Origin of the sequence: Hymenobacter metallicola, assembly GCF_004745645.1 — a bacterium.
Classification (GTDB): Bacteria; Bacteroidota; Bacteroidia; order Cytophagales; family Hymenobacteraceae; genus Hymenobacter; species Hymenobacter metallicola.
Map to the genome: position 1 here is coordinate 296,697 of NZ_SRMB01000001.1, position 19,236 is coordinate 315,932.

Annotated in this window: 14 protein-coding genes; 7 read left to right on the forward strand and 7 right to left on the reverse strand. The window is 62.1% G+C overall.

The window, feature by feature from the left end; genetic code table 11:
• Nucleotides 1–64 precede the first annotated feature (64 nt).
• Nucleotides 65–1,378, reverse strand: a complete 1,314-nt coding sequence (locus E5K02_RS01255) for a flavin monoamine oxidase family protein (RefSeq protein ID WP_135391494.1) — start codon at nt 1,376–1,378, stop codon at nt 65–67.
• Between the two features lie 20 nt (nt 1,379–1,398).
• Nucleotides 1,399–4,641, reverse strand: a complete 3,243-nt coding sequence (locus tag E5K02_RS01260; protein ID WP_135391495.1) for an AsmA family protein — start codon at nt 4,639–4,641, stop codon at nt 1,399–1,401.
• A gap of 234 nt (nt 4,642–4,875) precedes the next feature.
• Between E5K02_RS01260 and E5K02_RS01265 the strand changes: the two genes are divergently transcribed.
• From E5K02_RS01265 to E5K02_RS01285, 5 genes are all read left to right on the forward strand, one after another.
• The gene (locus E5K02_RS01265) at nt 4,876–5,115 is read left to right on the forward strand and encodes a hypothetical protein (protein ID WP_135391496.1); all 240 of its coding nucleotides are present in this window, start codon (nt 4,876–4,878) and stop codon (nt 5,113–5,115) included.
• 98 nt (nt 5,116–5,213) lie between these two features.
• Nucleotides 5,214–5,741 (forward strand): hypothetical protein, encoded by a 528-nt coding sequence (locus E5K02_RS01270; protein WP_135391497.1) that lies wholly within the window; start codon nt 5,214–5,216, stop codon nt 5,739–5,741.
• 157 nt (nt 5,742–5,898) lie between these two features.
• Complete coding sequence (locus E5K02_RS01275) at nt 5,899–6,489, forward strand: hypothetical protein (protein ID WP_135391498.1); 591 nt, start codon at nt 5,899–5,901, stop codon at nt 6,487–6,489.
• A 252-nt stretch (nt 6,490–6,741) separates the two neighbouring features.
• Entirely contained in the window at nt 6,742–7,545 is an 804-nt protein-coding gene (locus E5K02_RS01280; RefSeq protein ID WP_135391499.1) for an SDR family NAD(P)-dependent oxidoreductase, read from the forward strand.
• Between the two features lie 322 nt (nt 7,546–7,867).
• On the forward strand, nt 7,868–8,266 hold the full coding sequence (locus tag E5K02_RS01285; protein ID WP_135391500.1) for a cupin domain-containing protein: 399 nt from the start codon (nt 7,868–7,870) through the stop codon (nt 8,264–8,266).
• Between the two features lie 62 nt (nt 8,267–8,328).
• Here E5K02_RS01285 and E5K02_RS01290 read toward each other — a convergent pair whose 3' ends face one another.
• Both E5K02_RS01290 and E5K02_RS01295 read right to left on the reverse strand, forming a co-directional pair.
• Nucleotides 8,329–8,850, reverse strand: coding sequence for a DinB family protein (locus E5K02_RS01290; RefSeq protein WP_135391501.1), 522 nt, complete (start codon nt 8,848–8,850; stop codon nt 8,329–8,331).
• Nucleotides 8,851–8,915: 65 nt separating this feature from the next.
• Nucleotides 8,916–9,887 carry a helix-turn-helix transcriptional regulator gene (locus E5K02_RS01295; protein ID WP_135391502.1) on the reverse strand — a complete coding sequence of 324 codons (972 nt, stop codon included), beginning with the start codon at nt 9,885–9,887 and terminating at the stop codon, nt 8,916–8,918.
• 219 nt (nt 9,888–10,106) lie between these two features.
• Between E5K02_RS01295 and E5K02_RS01300 the strand changes: the two genes are divergently transcribed.
• On the forward strand, nt 10,107–11,711 hold the full coding sequence (locus E5K02_RS01300; RefSeq protein ID WP_135391503.1) for a protein adenylyltransferase SelO: 1,605 nt from the start codon (nt 10,107–10,109) through the stop codon (nt 11,709–11,711).
• 539 nt (nt 11,712–12,250) lie between these two features.
• On the forward strand, nt 12,251–16,888 hold the full coding sequence (locus E5K02_RS01305; RefSeq protein ID WP_135391504.1) for a glycosyl hydrolase: 4,638 nt from the start codon (nt 12,251–12,253) through the stop codon (nt 16,886–16,888).
• 156 nt (nt 16,889–17,044) lie between these two features.
• On the opposite strand, the gene E5K02_RS01310 is transcribed toward E5K02_RS01305, so the two are convergent.
• The 3 genes from E5K02_RS01310 to E5K02_RS01320 form a co-directional block, all read right to left on the reverse strand.
• The gene (locus E5K02_RS01310; RefSeq protein WP_135391505.1) at nt 17,045–17,365 is read right to left on the reverse strand and encodes a hypothetical protein; all 321 of its coding nucleotides are present in this window, start codon (nt 17,363–17,365) and stop codon (nt 17,045–17,047) included.
• A 315-nt stretch (nt 17,366–17,680) separates the two neighbouring features.
• Entirely contained in the window at nt 17,681–18,187 is a 507-nt protein-coding gene (locus tag E5K02_RS01315) for a hypothetical protein (protein WP_135391506.1), read from the reverse strand.
• Between the two features lie 112 nt (nt 18,188–18,299).
• Entirely contained in the window at nt 18,300–19,037 is a 738-nt protein-coding gene (locus tag E5K02_RS01320; protein ID WP_206025915.1) for a ThuA domain-containing protein, read from the reverse strand.
• Nucleotides 19,038–19,236: the final 199 nt, after the last annotated feature.

Sequence of the window (19,236 nt, forward strand, 5' to 3'; positions counted from 1 at the left end):
GCTGCTATTCTGCAGGGCTTCACGTTTTCTTCCGCTTCGTGTCGAACCGGGTTATAGCGCCTGTTTATGCTAATGAATGACCATGAGCCAGCACCCGCTCGGCCGCGTCTTGACCACTGGCTAGGGCGGCTTCCACGGTGCCCATGGCCGGACCTTCGTACAAGCCTTCCCCGGCAAAAAACAGCGTGTTTTCCACGGGCTCAGTTAGCACAGCCCGGGCCGCCGCCGAGTCGACGGTGGCGTAGGCGTAGGCTCCGCGGGCCAGCGGGTCGGCGCCCCAGTTGGCAATGCGCCAGGCCCGGAGCTGGGCCCGCAGAAATTCGGGCGAGGTGGCAAAAATATACCCGAGCGACTCCAGGGCTTGGGTCAGTAAGGCCTCGTCGGGGGCGGAGCGGAGCTGGTCGGCGGCGGGGCCGGCCACCCAGCCCGTGAGCAGGGGGCGCGGGTCGGGGAGCTGGGTCCACCAGGTAGGCACGGCGGCGTCGGAAAACAGAAAGCTCAGCTCGGGCATGGGGTGGCCGACGGCGGGGTTTCCCTCCCAGAACGCCCCTTTGAATTCCAGCAGAATCTTGATGACCGGCCCAAACCCCAGCGCGCTGGCGGCCCGCCGGTGCCGGGGCAGCTCGGGAACAAAGGGCAGGTGCCCTGGCACGCCAGGCTCGGCCTGCAGCACGCCCAGCGGCACGGTCAGAATAGCCAGTGGAGCGGTGTAGGAGCGGTTTTGGTCGCAGTGAAGCTGCACCGAACCCCGCTGCCACCGGATTTGCTCAACCCGGGTTGAGAGCTGAATGAGGCCGCCGCCCGCTTCAACTTCGCGGGCCAGCCGGTCGAGTAGGGGGCCGTAGCCGCCCTGGGGCCGCGGCGAGTCTTCGGCGCTCCCGCCCGACCATTCCTCGCGCAGGGCAAAGGCGCTGGCCCGGCTGGCATCGGCCGCATCGTAGCCTTCGGCAAAGCGGGTGACCGTGTCGCGCAGGTCCCGGTACTCTTCGGCGGGAAAGTAGCGGGTGAGAAACTCAGCCAAGGGCAGGTCGTGGGGCAGGGCGTGCAGCTTTTCCAGCAGCAGGGGCATGTCGTCGAGAAAGGTGTCGGCGGTTTTGACCCGCCCTTGCTCTACTTCATAGGTAAGGCCGGCCGTATCGTGCAGGGGCGTGGCGGCGGCCTGCAGCAGTTCCTGGGTAAGCGCTACTTCGCCGTGCAAAAACTCGGCTCCGGCTTCAGTCGGGCCGGAAAAGCTGGCGTCGGAGAAAGTGTGCACCCGCCCGCCCGGGCGGTTGCGGGCTTCCAGCACCAGCACGCGCCGGCCGGCCCGGGTAAGGTGGCGGGCGGCCATCAGGCCGGCGGCCCCGGCGCCAATAATGAGAATATCAGGTTGAAACATGCAAAGGGAAAAGAAAGAACTCAGCGCAGCAGGTGCAGGGTAGTATCCAGGTCCTGGATGGTAAGAATGTCGCGCAGCTGCTGGCGGAGCGTGGCCTGCTGCTGGCGTTGCTCGGGGCCTTTAAACAAGCGTACGGTGTAGCGGCTGCCCGCGGCAGGGCGCTGCAGATTGACGTAGGTGAGCTTGTGATTGGGCCGGCGCAGCGGCTCACTCTTCTTAATTCGCTCAATCCGCTTTTTGTTATCGCCAAACAGGGCTTGCATCGGGTTCAGGCCAATGTAGAGGTTGGCTTCCCCATCAAGCGAGTAGGTGCCGCTGACTTGCAGGTTGCTCAGGTTACTGTTCAGATTAAGGTTGGGAATCAGTACCTGGCCGCGGTTCAAAACAAACTCGCTGCTAAACGGCTCAAAGAACAGGTGGTTGGTGCGCTTTTCCCGCATGAATTTCAGGACTTGCGACAGGGCCTCGACATTCATCAGCTCCAGCCCGCGCATGGTAGCCCGCAGGTAGCCCACGGTCTGGTCGAGGCGGGGCAGGAAGGTCGAATCCAGGTCGGTGTGCAGGTCGGTAGTGCAGCGCATGGAGCCGCGGATGTTGCGGCGGTCGGGCACGGTGAGGCCAATGGAGGCGCCGGCCGAAAACAGGTCGGTAAGCTCTACATCCTGCAGGCGCATCTGCACGTGCAGCGGGTGGTGCTGGCGGTCCACGTTCAGCAGCATCTGGCCGCGCAGCTCGATCATGCCCTGAAAGGCCCGCAACGAGCATCTATCGACGCGGGCCACTCCGTCGCGCAGGTGGGAAACCAACTCGAAGCTGCGGCCCCGCACCGCCCCGTAGTTTACCCGGTCGGCCTGCACGTGTACCACTGCCTGCAGCGTACCATTGGTAAGAATTGAGCCTTCCTTTTGTGGTCGTCGGGCCCGGCGCTCGGCCCGCCGGGCGGCGAGGCTGAGGGGCAAGGGCACCGATTTATCTTCCGGGTTCAAGCTGGCCAGCAATTGCAGCAGGCGTTGCACATCAAGCGTCGCGTAGTGCAGATTCAAATCAACATCAGCCGCCGTTAGCCGAATGCCCGCCAGCTGCACCACGGCCGAGGCATGGCCCGAGCCGCCGCGGGTGGTGGAAAAGTCCAGGGTAGGGAGGCGCAGTTCGGGGCCGGTTTTGGTGAGCTGCAGCCGGAGCTGCTCCAGGTTTTCACTGCCGTTGAGCTTCAGGGTGCCAATGGCACAGGTCAGCTGCCCGTTGGCCGCCAGCAGCAGCTCCCGCAGGGCCGGGCTGCGGGGGGCGTTGGCCGCGCGCTGCGGGGGGCGGGAAAGGCGGGCTACCAAGCGCCGGTAGTTAATGGTGTCGAAGTGCACGCCCAGATTAAACCGAATAGGGGCAACCTGCTGCAAGGTATCGGTCGGCCACGATACTTGCCCCTGCACATCGGCTCCCCACACGTGAGCGGCCAGCTGGCGCAGTACCACGCGCTGCCCGTCGTGCCGCACGGTGGCTGCCAGGTTCTCCATCGTGTCGGCCGCCAGCACGAGGCGGTGGCAGCGCAGGCCCACGTCGAGGTGCACTCCCTGCGGAATCAGGCTGCCCCCGAGCGTAGCTATGTGGGTGGAGGCGTTGGCGGCGCGGCGGCGGGCGGCCAGGCGCGAGGTAGCCACTGGTGGCCGTAGAAGCTCCCGGAGGCGCTGCACCCGCAGTTCATCCACCGCAAAATTCCCTTGGACGGCCATACTCAGTTGCTGGCCCGTCACGTAATCGAACAGGTTGGTGGTGGTGGCCGAAGCCGTGAACCGCATCTGGTCGAGCACCCCCGAGGCCTGGGAAAGCGTCCAGATATTGTCGCGCAGACCAAGCCGCACGTTCAGCTCCGAAAAATCGGCGCGCCGCTCCAGTATCACAAAAGAGGCGTTTTGCAGAGTGACGGTGCCCCGTACCGACAGGCTTGGCTGGGGCTCGGCGGGCAGCTGACTCCCATCGTCGGTGGGCGGGAGCAGGCCGTGTAGGCGCACATCCAGCTCGGCGGTGCCGCGCCGGGCCTGCCACTGACCCGGGGCCAGCACGGCCGCCAACTGGGGCAGCTCAGTGCGCCCTTGCAGCCGCCCACTGATAAACGGCTTGGTAAAATCCCGCAGTGTGAGTACCACGTTCAGCCGGCCGGCCGAGGAGTAAAGGCGGCAGTGTTGCACCGCTAGTTGCGTAGTCGTCAGGTTGTGGGCCACGCCATTGTCGTAGGTCGCCTGCAGGTCCCAGTGGTCGATGCGGCGAATGTTGTCGGGCCAGCGCAAGCTAGCCCGCAACAAGTTGAAGGTAAGTATATTGCGTGGGCGGGTGGTGGGGCTGGTCAGGCCCGATATGGTATAGCGGATGCGGGCTTTGCTCGGGCTGGTGGCTCCCGCAAGGTAGGGCGTCAGGGACGGCGGCAGCGCCCCCTGCAGCACTTCCATGAGCGGTTGCTGCCCCTCAAACTGAAAATGGAGCTGGGTGCCGGGCTTGTTGGGCACCGTCACGTGGGTACCCCGAATACGGATGGTGTCGCCGTTGAGTGTGCCCCGGGTGTTGAACAACGTGCCCCGATGTTTTTTAAATTCCAGCTTGTAGTTGACCGAGGCCCATACCGGCTTCTTGCGAAAAAGCGTGCCCCGGCTGTTGCGCAGGTAGCTCAGCTCGCCGCGCAGGGTGCCGTGAGCCCGCAGCACGCCCCGGCGAATGGCCGCGACGAGGCGGCCCTGCTGCACCTGGGCGCCGAAGGCGCTGTGAGCAAAGTCGTTGCGGGTGCGCATACGGAAGTTGTGCACTACGAGAGAGTCCAGCTCTACATCCAGGGGCGGGCCGGCGCCGGTACTGGTGTGGCGGCGCTTGCCGTGCAGGCCCCAGCTGCGCCCCAGCGAATCGACCCGCTCCTGAAAATCCACGTTCCAGACTACAAGCCGAGTAATGCGCACCTGTTTGTGCAACAGGCTTTTCAGCTCCAGGCGCATGTCGGCCCGGCCGATGCTCAGCACCGGGTGCTGCTGCCGGAAGGAGGTGTCGGTCAGCTGAATGTGCTGGATGGAGGCCGTGACATGGGGAAAGTCGCGCCAGGGAGAAATACTCACTTCAAACGGCCCCAGCACCAGTTCCGAGTTGCGCGTGAGCTGTTCCCGCACCATGTTCTCCAGCTGTTGCCGACCCCAGCGGGTGCCCAGCAGCCAACCAGCCCCGCCCAGGGCAAGCAGCAGCAGGAGAAATCCGGCCAGCAGAAAACGCCGGAAAAGTAACAATTTCATAGGGGCAGAGCTGCTAAATCCGGGTGTGCGGGCTACGCCACCGTCTCCGGGCTGGTCGGAGCTACCCGGAGTACGGAAAAGTAAGCTACTTAGCTGCTCCGGGCAAGTGGCGGCCGGGCCGGCCGGGCGGCGGCGTGGGGCTCGGCCTGCCAAACTCAACTATGCTCAAGGACATTACGTTAATAGCTCAACTATTCTGGTCTTTTGTACTACCCCGCTTTCTTTTTTCCAAGTATGAAACCTGCCGCACCTAAGACGCCCGCCCAGCCGGGGCCCCGCACCATCCCCGGCCCGAAAGACCGGCCCGACCCGCAGCCCGCCAGTACAGATCCGGAGGCAGAGGCAGCTCCAGCTTCCGCCGCCGAGCCGGAGGAAAAGACTAGCGCCGCAAGGCCGGAGGAAGTCCCCTTGGGTTCCCCGTCCGAGCTTACTGACCCCGGAGCCAGCACGAATTCCGACGCCCAGCCGTTGTAGCCAAGCAGGGGCAAGCCTGCATGAAGCTACCTTGCAACAAGCCGTTCTGCTAGAAAACACAGTCCGGCTTTCTGCATTCTACTTTACAGCACACTTGAATGAAGCATTCGTTTACGCTCTTAGTCAGTCTTATCGGTCTTTTTTCGCAGTCGGCTCTTGGCCAGGGAAACCCGGGTAAGGCCGCACCAAAAACCGGGTCAGCGGCCCAAGCACTCCCAAAGGCGTCCAACAGGCGCCCGGCTGGTATTACCCAGGCCCAACTGCAGGGCAAGTGGCAAGCAGTAGATGATGAACGGGAGTTCTGGATTATTCAGGGCACTAGCCTCACGATGCGCTACGTCACGAGTGGCACCAGCGCCGACGACGACCGGCTTCGGCTCCACATAACGGATACCTGCGCTACTACCTGCGCGTCGCTCGACACCCAACAAGTAGCCCGCGGCGAGTACTTGGCGGTGGTGGATATGGCCTGCAACGCGCCCCGGTGCTATACTGTGCTGGGATACTCGCCCAACAGCCTGACGCTCAGCTATACGGCCCGGGGCAATACCCTGCGCCTGCGCCGCGTGAAACAGTCCATATCGGCCGTGGTAGGAACCCGTTTGAAGCCCACTGGTGCCCGCTAACCCGGTGCTGAGCGAGGGCAGAATTCACGGGGGTGAAAGGGGCGCTACACGAGAAAAATGCAAATTCAATTTGCTTTTGGAGGTGTTCGGCAGCTTAATTATCCGTAATCTTATAGTCTCAAACTGATGTTGTGTTTTTGATTATCTCTTCATGCGGATGAAATTCTCCTCTCTGACGCTGGTAGCGGGCCTCGTATTGCTGGCAAGCTGCAACCAAACACCGCCCGCGGCCGAACAAGCCGGCACCGAAACGGCCACGGCTCCGGCTGCCACGGAAACTCCGGCCGCGACGACTCCTGCCCCCGCCGACACGACCGTCGCCGCGGCGCCCAGCGCGGCCCCGGCAGCCGCCCCCGCCAATACCACCGAAAATGTTCGTCTCAGCTTCAGCTTTAAGCCCGGCCCCACCAGCGAAGACCGCAAGACGGCGGCTCACTTACTGCTGAAAGGCTCCAAGGACCAGGACATTGATCTGGGGCAGTTCAGCGGCAAGCCTGACGTTGTCAGTAAGGACAAGGCCAAGCTGGCCGGTTTCCCCAACGACATGCTCATGGGCTTCCGCAGCTACGACCCCGGCTCGGGCACCAGCTACGACTTGGCCGTGATGAACGTAGGTGGCCGCACCCTGCGCATTGTGCAGCGCAAAGTAGAAGAGCAAGCTGATAAAGCGCCCGAGTTTCAGACGTCCCGCGAAATTCCGCTGCCGGCCAATGCCGTGTTGGAAGTAGCCCCGGTCAACAAGAAATAGCTTTTACAGCCTGATGTCGCCAGGCATTTTGGTGGGCAACGGCCGCTAAACGCATTTGTAACATCCCCGCTAGTCTTAATCTGGCGGGGATTTTTTTGTGCCCGGCCTCTTGGGTTCTTCGGCGCCCTGCCCGCGCTTACTAAGCTGCTTAAAAGCCCCTCAGGAAGCTCAACAGCCATTGTTTTTTCAAAACGGCTGGTGGAATACACCGTAAGGGAAAGTTCTGTGTACCACTACCTAACCTAAAAAACTATGGCTAACGAACAGAAATTTGCCCTCGTGACGGGCGCCACCAGCGGCATCGGCTACGAACTGGCCAAGCTCCTGGCCCAGGATAAGTATAACCTCGTGATTGTGGCTCGCAACCAGCAGGAGCTGGACAAAACGGCCGCGGAGTTTGAGCAGGAGTACGGCATCCGGGTGGTGCCGCTGGCCAAGGATCTGTTTCAGCGCGAAGCTCCCTTCGAAGTGTACGAAACGGTGCGGGCCCAGGGCCTCGAAGTGGAAGTGCTGGTGAATGATGCCGGGCAGGGCCAGTACGGGGAGTTTATCGAAACCGATATCAACCGGGAGTTGGATATCATTCAGCTTAACATCGGGGCCTACGTGGTGCTCACCAAGTGCTTTTTGAAGGAAATGGTGGCCCGCGGCAGCGGCAAGATCCTGCAGGTGTCTTCTATCGGGGGCGAGCTGCCGGGCCCGCTGCAGTCGGTCTACCACGGTACCAAGGCCTTTGTAACCTCTTTCACGGAAGCCATTCGGGAAGAAACCAAGGATAGCGGCGTGACCATCACGGCGCTGCTGCCCGGGGTAACCGACACTGATTTCTTCCGCAAGGCGGATATGGAGCGTTCCAAGCTGGTAGCCGAAAGCACCAAAGCCGATCCGGCCAAGGTAGCCAGGGACGGCTACGAAGCCCTATTAGCTGGCAAAGATAAGATTATCTCCGGCCTTAAAAACAAGGTGCAAGTGGCCGTCAGCAACGTCATTCCCGATGACCTGGTAGCGGCCAATATGCACCAGCAAGGCAAGCCCGTCGATGGCGAAAGCAAATAGAAGAATCCGGTAGGATGTTGCATCAGCCAAAAGCCGTACCTGGTGAGGGTACGGCTTTTGTGTTTTGAATTATTCCTTGCCGCCTGCTATCGGCAAACCCTGAAGAAAAGCCAAGGTTTAGGGTGGTTGCTGCTCGGTGAAGAGGACGGTAGGGAACGGCTTGAGGGTTGCAAAATGCAGATAGCTAGGTTGGAGCTGCGATTTTTTTCTATATTGAACCAGAAGGTAGCCCTCAAAACGCTGCTGCCTACGCATAGGCTGCCAATGAAGGTGTTGGCTAACGGAATAATTGTCCTATTTCTTTGTATTTCAATGCAAACCTATGAACCAGCCAGACTCATTACTGGGCCCCATGAAAGGGGCCACGCGGCGTGAAGTGGGAGGCGTACAGGTAGATGTGGTGCCGACCGGGGCCGCACGGGTGAAGCGAATCGTATACCCAGTGGGCTTCCGGTGGTCGACCCATTTACAAAAGATTGTGGGCACTCCCTTGTGCATGCACGCGCACGTAGGGTTCCTGGCCCATGGCCAGATTAACATTCAGTACGCCGATGGGGTCGTTGAATCATTTGTGGCGCCCCAGGCCGTGGCTATTGAGCCGGGCCACGATGGCTGGGTGGTTGGCGACGAGCCGGCTGTTCTAATCGAATTCGACTTCGAAGGCGAAACCGTGGAGCGTTTGCAACTGCCCCTGACGCACAGCCCCAGCGCCTTGCCGTAGCTCCGGCTGCTGTGCCAACAACGTGTTGCAACGCCCAGCCAGAGCTACGGAAGACGAGCCAGTTAAGACCAGGTAGCCTCGTCGGCCGTGGGGCCGTAGATGTACGGCACCGGCACGTCGAGCAGCCGCAGATACACGCTTAGCTGCCCGCGGTGATGAATCATGTGGCTGATGAGGTGGCGGACTACCTCGGCCCGGGGCTGCGCAACCAGTACTTGGGAGCCGCTACGCATGGTCCAGAGCTGCTCCAGGCTTTCGGGCGTGGCTTGCCGCAGCCCCGTGGAGGCAGCCTCGGTGCGCTGCTCGAAGTAGGCCAGCAAGTCCTCGGTGCTGGTAATGGGCGTCACTGGCGCATCGTCGAATACGGCAACGTCTACCTCGGTGGTGTCGAGCGTATCTTTGATCCAGCCAATGAGGTCGGCGGTATGCCGGGCGAGCTGGCCCAGCGTCATCGACTTGGGGTGGGGCTGCCAGTTGGACTGGGCCACGGGCACGCGCTCCAGGACGCGGCGGGTGAGCTTGGCTTCTTCGAGCAGTTCGGTGCTGAAGGCTACGGCGAGGGGGGCTACCAGGGTAGTTTCCATGGGCTTGTAGGGGGTTAGGGGTGATTGATAGCCCAAACCTCGCACCGCCTACTGACAGCTCTATGTCAGTAGCTTTCGACCGGAACGCAAAAAAAATCGTGGGCGGCCTGGGCCAGTTCCCGCACCTGGGCTTGTAGCTCGGCTGGCGCCTGCACCTGCACCTGCCCGGCGAATAGCAGCAGCCACCGGCTGAAGTGCTTCAGGCAGCCGGGCACCAGGGTCATTTCCACCCAGCCAGCTTCGTCCGGGGCCTGTTCCTGCTTCCAGCCGTAGTAGTGCTTGTTTTCGTGCACCTGCCCGAGTACCTGCGGCCCGAAGCGCACCACGGCTACTTGGGTCTGGCGCTCCTTGGCCAGCTCGGCCCAGTATGACTGCAGCGTATCGGGGCGGGGCGCAAAAGCTTCGTCGAGCACCTGTAGGCCTACTATCCGGTCGAGGCGGAAGTCGCGGAACTCCTGCCGCAGGCGGCAAAAGGCTACTGCGTGCCAATGCTGCCCGAAATACACGCCGATGGGCTCTACGTCGCGGCGGGAGGGCGTGCCCTGGTGGCCGGCGCGGTACTCCAGGCGCACCACCCGCTGGCGGGCAATGGCATCGAGCAGGGGCTGCTGGGTGCCGGCAGCCGGGGCGCGTAGGGCGGGGCGACGGGTACCCCCAAAGACGCGGATGCGCGACCCCAACTCTTCTAGATAGTCGCGGTCGGCGCGGCGTAGCACAGCCCGCAGCTTGTCCATAGCCGTCTGGTTGAGCTGGGCGGTGTGGGCGTCGGTGAGCTGAGCGGCCAGCTTTTCGGCCGTGAGCAGAGCCGTGGCTTCCTCCCGCGAAAACATAACCGGCGGCAGGCGGTAGCCCTCCGCCAGCGTATACCCCACGCCTGCTTCCCCGCAGAGCGGCACCCCGGCTTCCTCCAGGGTACGCAGGTCGCGGTAGATGGTGCGCAGGCTCACGCCGTAGCGCTGGGCTAGCTCGGGGCCTTTCACCACGCGCTTGGCCTGGAGCTGAATCAGAAGAGCGGTAATACGGTCGAAGCGGTTCATAGCGAAGGCAAAATACCGATTCTCGGCCACGCGAAAAACTCGCCGGCGGCAAGCCCAACACTAGCTGACAAAACAAGAGGGCGGGAAGCGGGTTGGCGAACTTGCGGCCTTCCTTTCCACGTTTAAGCCCCTACGGCACGCTGCCAGTATACCCCAACGGCCGGCCCGGGGCAGCGGAAATCTGCTGGTTACCTCATTTCTACAAACCACCCACTTGCTATGTCTTCTGCTTTTCCGACGATAGATCAGACTTCTTTTCAGAACTCCTTTGTGGAGGAGCTGCGCGGCGACACCTCGAATCTGAACCGCCCGCGGCAGGTGCCCGGCTACCATTATTCCCGCGTGGAGCCCACCCCGGTGCAAGATCCCCGGCTGCTGGCCTGGTCCGACGACCTGGCCGCTTTTCTGGGCCTGGCCAAGCCCACGGAGCGGGGCTCGGCCGTCGATGCCCTGGCCGGCAACCTGGTGACGGGCAGCATGAAGCCCTTTGCCGCCCGCTACGGCGGCCACCAATTCGGCTCCTGGGCCGGGCAGCTCGGCGATGGGCGGGCCATTTCGCTGGGCGAGGTAACGGCCACTGATGGCACCTTCTGGGAAATTCAACTCAAGGGCGCGGGCCCCACGCCGTACTCGCGCCGCGCCGACGGCCGGGCCGTGCTGCGCTCGTCCCTGCGCGAGTTTCTGTGCAGTGAGGCCATGCACCACCTGGGCGTACCCACCACCCGGGCCCTGAGCCTGGTGGGCACCGGCGACCTGGTCGTGCGAGACATGTTTTACAACGGCAACCCCCAGGCCGAGCCCGGCGCCATTGTGGCCCGGGTGGCCCCTACGTTTGTACGCTTCGGCAACTTCCAGATGATGGCCTCGGCGGGGGAACTCGACAACCTGCGGGCCCTGGCCGACTACGTCATTCGGCGCTACTACCCCGAGTTGGGCGAGCCTACGGGGCCGGAAGTATACGTGCGCTGGTTCGAGGAAATCTGCCGCCGCACGGCCGTCATGATTGCGTATTGGATGTCAGTAGGCTTCGTGCACGGAGTGATGAACACCGACAACATGAGTATCCTGGGCCTGACTATCGACTACGGCCCCTACGGCTGGCTGGAGCCCTACGACCCCGACTGGACGCCCAACACCACCGATTTTGGCTCCCGCCGCTACGCCTACGGGCAGCAGCCCAATGTGGGCCTCTGGAACCTGTGGCAGCTGGCCCGCGCCCTGGCGCACCTGGTGCCCGACCCTGAACTGCTGCGCCCCGGTCTGGACTTGTACTCGTCTACGTTCGAGCAGACCCGCCACGAGATGATGCTGCACAAGCTGGGCCTGACCAGCCAGAACCCAGAGGAGGATAAAGCCTTGTTTGAAGCCCTGCACGAAGCCCTGGCCGGGGCCGAAGTAGATATGACGCTGTTCTTCCGCCACCTCTCGCACGCGGCCCCAGCCGTGCTGCGGCATCCGGCTTCGGCCGACACTGCCTGGCCGGAGCTGCTGGCAGCGGCGGCGTACTCCACGTCGCCGGAAGAAGAACAGAGCCTGACCCAGTGGCTGCACCGCTACCTGCTGCGCCTGCAACAGGAAACGGCCGCACCCGAGGCTATCCGGGAACGGATGCTTAGTGCCAACCCCAAGTACGTGCTACGTAACTACCTGGCGCAGCAGGCCATCGAAGCTGCCGAGGCCGGCAACCTGTCGGTACTGGAACGGCTGATGCAAGTGCTCAAAACTCCGTTTGCCGAGCAGCCCGAGCACGAAGATTTAGCCGCCAAGCGCCCCGACTGGGCTCGGGAGAAGCCGGGTTGCGCCACGCTCTCGTGCAGCTCGTAATTCTTCTGGGTGTGTCGTAAGCGCAAATGCATGATGGCACTATAACTAAGGCAAAGGCCGTGGGCAATACAGGTATTGCTCACGGCCTTTTTGCATAATTGTCTGAAAGTTAAATTATAGTGTGAATAGACAATAAAGTAGAGGAAGGCCCGGTATACGCTTGAGTAACAAAGTGTGGGCGGTAGCTAAGTAGCCGTTTGTAAGTGTGCAGTTCGTGCTAAATTGTGTGTAAAGAGTTTATTTTCAGTAGATAGTGTGGCTGGAATGATAAAAAATTAGCTTTGTAAAGCTTCGTTTCAGCGCGCGGCCACTTGCTGCACACGCTTTGCAGATGCAAGTTGACAGGAGAGAAGTTGGGTGAATTGGGATATCTATCAGTATAGCACCTCCGCGTAGTGCCGTCCTCTGGCGCTACCTGCCATAGAACTTATGTACCGCTACTTCCACGCCCACCGTGGTTGAGCGGCTTTGCCTGCCGCCGGCAGGTTTTTGTGCGCTGCTCTATTCCTTTTCATAAACCCCACCAACCACTTCACTCTATGGGTATATCCCTACCTAACCACCTGCCCGGCAGTTTGCCGGGGCAGTTGGCTCCGTCGCGTAAGCTCCGGCTCCGCGCATGGAAAGCCCTAACCCTTTCTTTGTTGGGCCTGAGCCTGAGCGCCGCGCCCGCCCTGAGCCAAATAGTGCCCGTGGGCTCGGGCAGCTACACCACCCAGTTTCCGGGTACCGACGAAGCCGGGCGCAACGCCGTGCCCCCGGGCTCTCCGCTCGTCAGTGGCGTAGCCGCCACCAAGCCGGTACCGACCAACGAGTTCTGGTCGGCCAAGCTGCAACGGGACCATGTCAACAACATCTTCAACTACCCGCTGGCCCTGCGCACCCACGAAACAGGGCTGGTGGTGAACTACATCATTCCGCCGTCGGGCCCCAAGGAATACCGGCAGCCCAACAGCGACGTGATGGCCGTTACCGTGGGCGTGCAGAGCTTGAACGCCCTGCGGGCTACCGTGTCGGACTTCTCCGACTGGACCGTAACCATGAACTGGCGCAGCAACTCAAACGACTTCAACGCCACCATCGGCATGGGTATGCCTTTCGTGTATTTCACCAAAGGGGCGGCCGATGTAGCCGCGGTGAAAGTAACAGTGGGCACAGTGACGATTAACAACGAAATGCTGCTCATTCGGGACTCCTACAACGGAGCCGACTATGCCGTGTACGCGCCCGTGGGCTCGACCTGGACCAACAACGCGGGCACCTACACCTCGACGCTGAACGGGAAGACGTACTGGTCGATGGCCTTTCTGAACCCGACGGCCGCCGATGCGCTGGCCGCCGCCAACGACTACAAGAAGTACGCCTACGTGTTTCCCGGCAGCACCCGGGTCGACTGGCAGTACACGGAAACTACGTCCGCGCTGAAAACGACTTTCACCGTGACGCCCGCCGTGAAGGAAGGCACCAACAACGTTGTGCTCCAGGGCCTGCTGCCCCACCAGTGGGGCTATCTGGCCAGTGGCTCGGCCCAGCCCGCGGGGCAGGTGTATCCCTCGGTGCGGGGGCAGCTGAAGATGCTGGCCTCCAACACGTTTTCGACGGCCTACACGTTCCGGGGCATTCTGCCTACGCTGCCGTATCTGGATAACTACAGCCCCGGCTTCAGCCCCGTGAAGCTGAATGAGAAAGTCAAAGCCCTGCAAAACAATGGCTTGGCCGAGTGGACCGACTCCTATAACGAAGGCCAGGAAATGAACAAGCTGATTCAGACGGCCCGCATTGCCGATGAGGCCGGCAACACCGAGGCCCGCGACAAAATCCTGACCACCATCAAGACGCGGCTGGAAGACTGGCTGTCGGTGGAAGGTGGGGAAAAGGCCTTTCTGTTTTACTACGACACCAAGTGGTCGACGCTGCTGGGCTACCCGGCCGGCCACCACCAGGACGACAACCTGAACGACCACCACTTCCACTGGGGCTACTTTATCCACGCCGCTGCCTTCGTCGAGCAGTATCAGCCCGGCTGGGCCAGCCAGTGGAGCGAGATGGTGAATATGCTGATCCGCGACGCGGCCAACCCGAGCCGGACCGACACCAAGTTTCCCTTCCTGCGCAACTTCGACCCCTACGCCGGCCACGCCTGGGCCGACGGGTTTGCCAGCTCGCCGATGGGCAACAACCAGGAGTCGACGTCCGAGAGCATGCAGTTCAACTCGGCCCTGATTCACTGGGGCGCCATCACCGGCAACAAGGCCACCCGCGACCTGGGCATCTACCTCTACGCTACCGAGCAAGTTGCCATTGAAGAGTACTGGTTCGACGTGAGGGACCGTACCTTCCAGCCCGACTATGCCTACAGCGCGACGGGCCGGGTGTGGGGCGCGGGCTACGATGCGGGCACTTTCTGGACCTCCGACATCCGGGCCGTCTATGGCATTCAGCTCTACCCCATGCACGGCGGCTCCCTGTATCTGGGCCAGAACAAGGCCTACGTGCAGAAGCTCTGGACCGAAATTACCCAGAACACCGGTATTCTGCAGAACGAGGCCAACCCCAACACCTGGCACGACCTCTTGTGGGAATATCTGGCCTTTATTGACCCGGTGAAAGCTATTCAGCTCTACGATTCCTACCCCAACCGCGCTATTAAGTTCGGGGTGTCGGATGCCCAGACCTACTACTGGCTGCACGCCATGAACGCCCTGGGCCAGCTGGACCCGACCGTGACGGCCAACAACCCCGAAGCGGTGGTGTTCAACAAAGCCGGCCAGAAAACCTACGTGGCCCATAACTACTCCAGCGCGCCCATCACCGTGACTTTCTCGGATGGCTACTCGCTCCAGGTGCCCGCCCGCAAGCTGGCCACCAGCCGCGACGTGGCCGTGGCCGGTACCATCCGGGCCAACGCAACGGAAGTAGCCGCCAACGGCAGCGTGACGCTGACGGTAGCCACCACCGGCACCGGCATTACGGGCGTGGAGTTTTTCGATGGCAGCACGTCCCTGGGCACGGTAACGGCCGCGCCCTACACCCGCACGGCTGCCAACCTGCCCGTGGCTATTCACAACTTCTACGCGAAAGTGTACGCCGGCTCCCTGTTTAAGGTAACCAATATTGCCGCGGTGCAGGTCGGTAAGCAGGCGTCCTACACGGGCACGCCCCAACCCATTCCGGGCACCATTGAGGCGGGCAAGTACGACACGTATCCGGGCGGCAAAGGCCAGGGCATCAGCTACAACGATGCCTCGGATGGCAACCAGGCCACGTATGAGCCAGCCCCGACGGTGGCTTTCCGCACCAATGAAAACGTGGATGCCGTGTCGGATGGGGCCGAAGGAGCTACCGTGGGCTGGGTGGATGCCGGTGAGTGGCTGGAGTACACTGTGAATGTGGCCACGGCCGGCACCCACACCCTGGCCCTGCGCTACGCGGCCGGCAACCCCAGCGGGGGCGGGCCGTTCTCGTTGTCGGTAGACGGCAACGTCATCAGCGCCGACCAGACCGTGACGACCACCAGCAACTGGGGTACCTGGGCCACCAAAACCATTACCGGCCTGAACCTGCCGGCCGGGGAGCATGTGCTGCGCCTGAGCTTCACGCAAGGGGGCCTGAACGTGGGCCGTCTGACGTTCACCTACACCGGCGCCTCCACCAACACGCCTCCTACGGTTAGTTTGACTTCGCCGGCCAACAATGCCAGCTTCAGCGCGCCGGCTACTATCACCATCACGGCCAACGCGGCCGATGCTAACGGCACGGTGAGCAAGGTCGAGTTTTTTCAGGGTGCTACCAAGCTGGGCGAAGACCTGACTGCGCCCTACAGCTTCAGCTGGAGCGGTGTAGCCGCCGGCACCTATTCGGTTACGGCCAAGGCTACCGATAACGCCGGAGCTGTGACGACTTCCGCCGCCGTGAGCGTCACGGTGAACGGCACCACCAACCCGGGCGGCTCCTGCACCGGCGGCCCCACCAGCGGCGACTATACCTACGCGGTTTCGTCGGCCAGCAGCAACCCCACCCTTACCTTTGTGCCCGGTCGTACGGGTGTGGGCAGTACTACCTTGTTGCTGTACTACGGCACCAACGCTGCCGGGCCGTACCCGGGCTACGCGGTCCAGGCCAATACGCCCTTCACGCTGACGGCGGCTTCGGGCCAGACGGTATATTTCTACTACACCTACAGCGTGCCCGAAGGCGGGGAGAAAAATACCAGCCAAACGCCGCACAGCGTAGTAGTGGGCAGCTGCGGCAGCACGCCGCCGACCAACACCCCGCCGACGGTCAGCCTGACTTCGCCGGCCAACAACGCCAGCTTCAGCGCACCAGCTACTATCACCATCACGGCTAATGCGGCCGATGTCAATGGAAGCGTGAGTAAGGTCGAATTCTACCGGGGCACTACGCTACTCGGCACCGACACCTCGGCCCCCTACAGCTTCAGCTGGAGCGGTGTAGCGGCCGGCACGTATTCTCTGACGGCCAAGGCTACCGACAATGCTGGTGCCGTCACGACTTCCGCGGCGGTGAGCGTCACGGTGAATGGCACCACCACGCCCGGCGGCTACTGCGCCACCACGGCCGATTTCAGCTACGGAGCCGTGACCAGCAACGGCAGCGTTACGTTTACTTTCCACCCGATTGGGGCTACGGTAGGCGGCAACCTGGCTATTCTGTATCTGCGCGAAGGCAGCGCGGGCGGCTACCCGGGCTACACCATGACCAAGAATGCGGCGGGGGATTTTACCTTCACCAAGGCCATTGCCAGCGGCACGGTGACCAGCCTTTACTTCACCTACCAAGTGGGCGCCGGCGGCCCCGAGCGCAACTCGGCGGCTACCCCCTTCAGCTATACGGTGGGCACTACCTGCTCGGGGCAGGCGCGCACCGCCTTGCCTACGGCAGAGGCTACGCTGTCGGCGGCAGCGCCGGAAATGCAGTTGGCCCCTAACCCCAGCGCGGGCCTGGTGCAGGTGTTCTTCACGCTACCGCAGGCCGGGGCTTACTCCCTGGCCCTCTACGATCTGCAAGGTCGCCTGGTGCGGCAGGTAGCTACCGGTACCGCCACGGGCACCAAGCAGGTAAGCCTGCTGGCCAGCTCGTATCCGGCGGGCGTGTATATGCTGCGCCTGGTAACGGAGGGGCATACGCTAACCCAACGCCTGGTACTCACGCGCTAAGGCCCGGCAGAACTATCTGGTGTTTACAAAAAAGCCCCGGCCTGCGCAGGCCGGGGCTTTTTGCGTACGGTCAGTAACTGCTGCTGAAGTAAAATACGAAGGGCGGCACCGGCATGTGTGGTAATCCGGCAGCCGCTACGCTCTGCCAGGGCTTTTCTAGGCGGCCGCGGGCAGGGTCCGGAATAGGGCGGTGAGCTTCAGCAAGGCCAGGCAGTGGTGCAGCACCGGAGTAACATTGCGCAGCCACACGTGGGCCCCGGCCCGGTGCAGAATCAGCAGCTCGGAAATGACGTGACTTACGCCCAGCGTACGAAGGCACTTCAGATTGCCGCAGTCGATGAGCAGACGTGGGTATCGTTGGCGGGTGCGCTGTAAGGTGCGTACTAGCTCGGTGGCGGCCGTGGTGTCCAGATTGATGGACATGACCGGCAGGATTGGCAGCGGCGAGAATTTCGAGGTGACGGGAGGGAAGCGCATGGCAAGACGGGGTAGGGGGCTGTGAAGACAAGACCACTGCTGCTCGGCTTTCGCAGCCAGATGATGCGTGCAGCAAGATGGTTGAAGCAGGTAGTGCAAAGCTAGCCAGCTAGTTGGCCCCGGCTATGAGTCTAAATCCTGATTTTGCGCTTACGTAATTGCCTCTGGGGCTTGGGTAGTTTTCCCGCCGGCTCCGGGCTTAGCACTGGCTCCGCCGGCGCGGTAGTGGCTTATACTGGAACTAGTGGAGCATCAAAAAGCCCCGGTCATGTCGGCTGGGGCTGTAGTAGAGACGGCCAGGCCGAAGAACTGGTCCTACTGATAGTCCTTTTCGGTCAGATAATCATAGACAAAGTCTGGGAAGGAGTGGCCCTTTTCGTAGGCTTCCAGGCACTGATACAGCTTCTCGTTGTTGAAGCGGGCCAGCTTGCCGATGCCTACGCTGCCAAACAAGCCTAGCAGCAGACCATAACCCAGGGGCGTAACTGTCGTGGTGGTGGTACCGGAGCTGGTCGTTTTTGAGCCGGTCTGGGCAGCTACTAGCACAATGACCCCCGCGCCAGTGGCCAGCCACAGGGCCCCGCCGGTTTTTTTACGACCAAAGAGATGCACAACGGCCCGGGCCTCCTTGTCGTTGGCGTAGCGCTTGGTGAGGTAGTCCTTGTATTGTCCCCCCGTCACTTGGGCCGGCCGCAGCAGTGGAGTGGGCAAAGTCGGGGCGGGGCTGGCCGGAGCCGCTGGGGTGGAAGTTTGGGCGAAGCTGCCGACGGTCAGGCTGCTTACCAAAGCAGCGGTAAACAGGCTGCGGCGTAAAAATGACATCAAGTGCAAGCGTAAAAGGGGAAATCAGGTGAGCAAAATCCTGCTAATATACTAGGGTTTGCCCGCTGATGTGCTAACTCGGGACCCGGGCTGCTTTGCCCCAGGCCGGCCGTTACTTCCCCATGGCATACCGAATACCGCCCAGCAGATGCTGCAGAAAAGCCGGCTCCTGGTAGCTTTCGGGAGTGTGGCCGCCCGCCGTGTAAAACGCCCGGCCCCCGTCGTAGCGATGGTACCAGGCGAAAGGATGAGCCGCCCCGTTGGTCCCGCCCGAGTAGGTCGTCTCGTCGATGGTGGCCAGCACGGTGAGGTCGGGGGCTAGGCTGCGGAAGTTGTACCACTCGTCGGTGCGAAGCCAGGCGGCGGGCAAGTGGGCCGTGGCCGGGTGGCGCTGGTCGATGACGCGCACCGTGGCGGGCTGCACCTTCGGGTGGTTCACGAAGTAGGCCCCAACCAGGCCGCCGTACCAGGGCCAATCAAACTCCGTGTCGGAGGCGGCGTGCACCCCCACAAAGCCGTGGCCGGCGCGGATGTACTGCTCAAAAGCTGCTTGCTGGTCCGGGTTCAGTACATCGGCTGTCGTGTTCAGAAACACCACGGCGCGGTAGGCGCGCAGCTGGGCCAGCGTAAAGCGGGTATTGTCGGCAGTGGTATCTACGCGGAAACGGTTTTCCTGCCCCAGCTTCAGCAAGGCCCGCAGCCCGTCGGGAATAGACTTGTGCCGGAAACCGGCCGTTTTGTGAAATACCAGAATGGCTGGCTGCCGGACCGGGCTGGTAGCCGGAGCTGCGGCGGGAAGGCTGGCGCCGCCCAGCAAGCCACTCAATAGAAGCAAAATCAGAGCGTTCATAGGAAAGAAAAATATGGAGAAGCTGGGAGTCGAGTAAATAACGGCCCGCTATGGCCGCCGTCCAGCCACCCTAGTCGGGACTACAACCAGACGGAGGACTTGGACCGTACTGTGGTTCGGCTTACGGCCCAACTGAGGTGCGGGCCACTGCCACGCAGAGCCGAAGCACTACCTTGGTGCTCTAACCCGTTGAATATAG

Coding starts and splice junctions, on each gene's coding strand:
- E5K02_RS01255 (WP_135391494.1), bottom strand. CDS start 1,378: ATGTTTCAACCTGATATTCTCATTATTGGCGCCGGGGCCGCCGGCCTG.
- E5K02_RS01260 (WP_135391495.1), bottom strand. CDS start 4,641: ATGAAATTGTTACTTTTCCGGCGTTTTCTGCTGGCCGGATTTCTCCTG.
- E5K02_RS01265 (WP_135391496.1), top strand. CDS start 4,876: ATGAAACCTGCCGCACCTAAGACGCCCGCCCAGCCGGGGCCCCGCACC.
- E5K02_RS01270 (WP_135391497.1), top strand. CDS start 5,214: ATGAAGCATTCGTTTACGCTCTTAGTCAGTCTTATCGGTCTTTTTTCG.
- E5K02_RS01275 (WP_135391498.1), top strand. CDS start 5,899: ATGAAATTCTCCTCTCTGACGCTGGTAGCGGGCCTCGTATTGCTGGCA.
- E5K02_RS01280 (WP_135391499.1), top strand. CDS start 6,742: ATGGCTAACGAACAGAAATTTGCCCTCGTGACGGGCGCCACCAGCGGC.
- E5K02_RS01285 (WP_135391500.1), top strand. CDS start 7,868: ATGAACCAGCCAGACTCATTACTGGGCCCCATGAAAGGGGCCACGCGG.
- E5K02_RS01290 (WP_135391501.1), bottom strand. CDS start 8,850: ATGGAAACTACCCTGGTAGCCCCCCTCGCCGTAGCCTTCAGCACCGAA.
- E5K02_RS01295 (WP_135391502.1), bottom strand. CDS start 9,887: ATGAACCGCTTCGACCGTATTACCGCTCTTCTGATTCAGCTCCAGGCC.
- E5K02_RS01300 (WP_135391503.1), top strand. CDS start 10,107: ATGTCTTCTGCTTTTCCGACGATAGATCAGACTTCTTTTCAGAACTCC.
- E5K02_RS01305 (WP_135391504.1), top strand. CDS start 12,251: ATGGGTATATCCCTACCTAACCACCTGCCCGGCAGTTTGCCGGGGCAG.
- E5K02_RS01310 (WP_135391505.1), bottom strand. CDS start 17,365: ATGCGCTTCCCTCCCGTCACCTCGAAATTCTCGCCGCTGCCAATCCTG.
- E5K02_RS01315 (WP_135391506.1), bottom strand. CDS start 18,187: ATGTCATTTTTACGCCGCAGCCTGTTTACCGCTGCTTTGGTAAGCAGC.
- E5K02_RS01320 (WP_206025915.1), bottom strand. CDS start 19,037: ATGAACGCTCTGATTTTGCTTCTATTGAGTGGCTTGCTGGGCGGCGCC.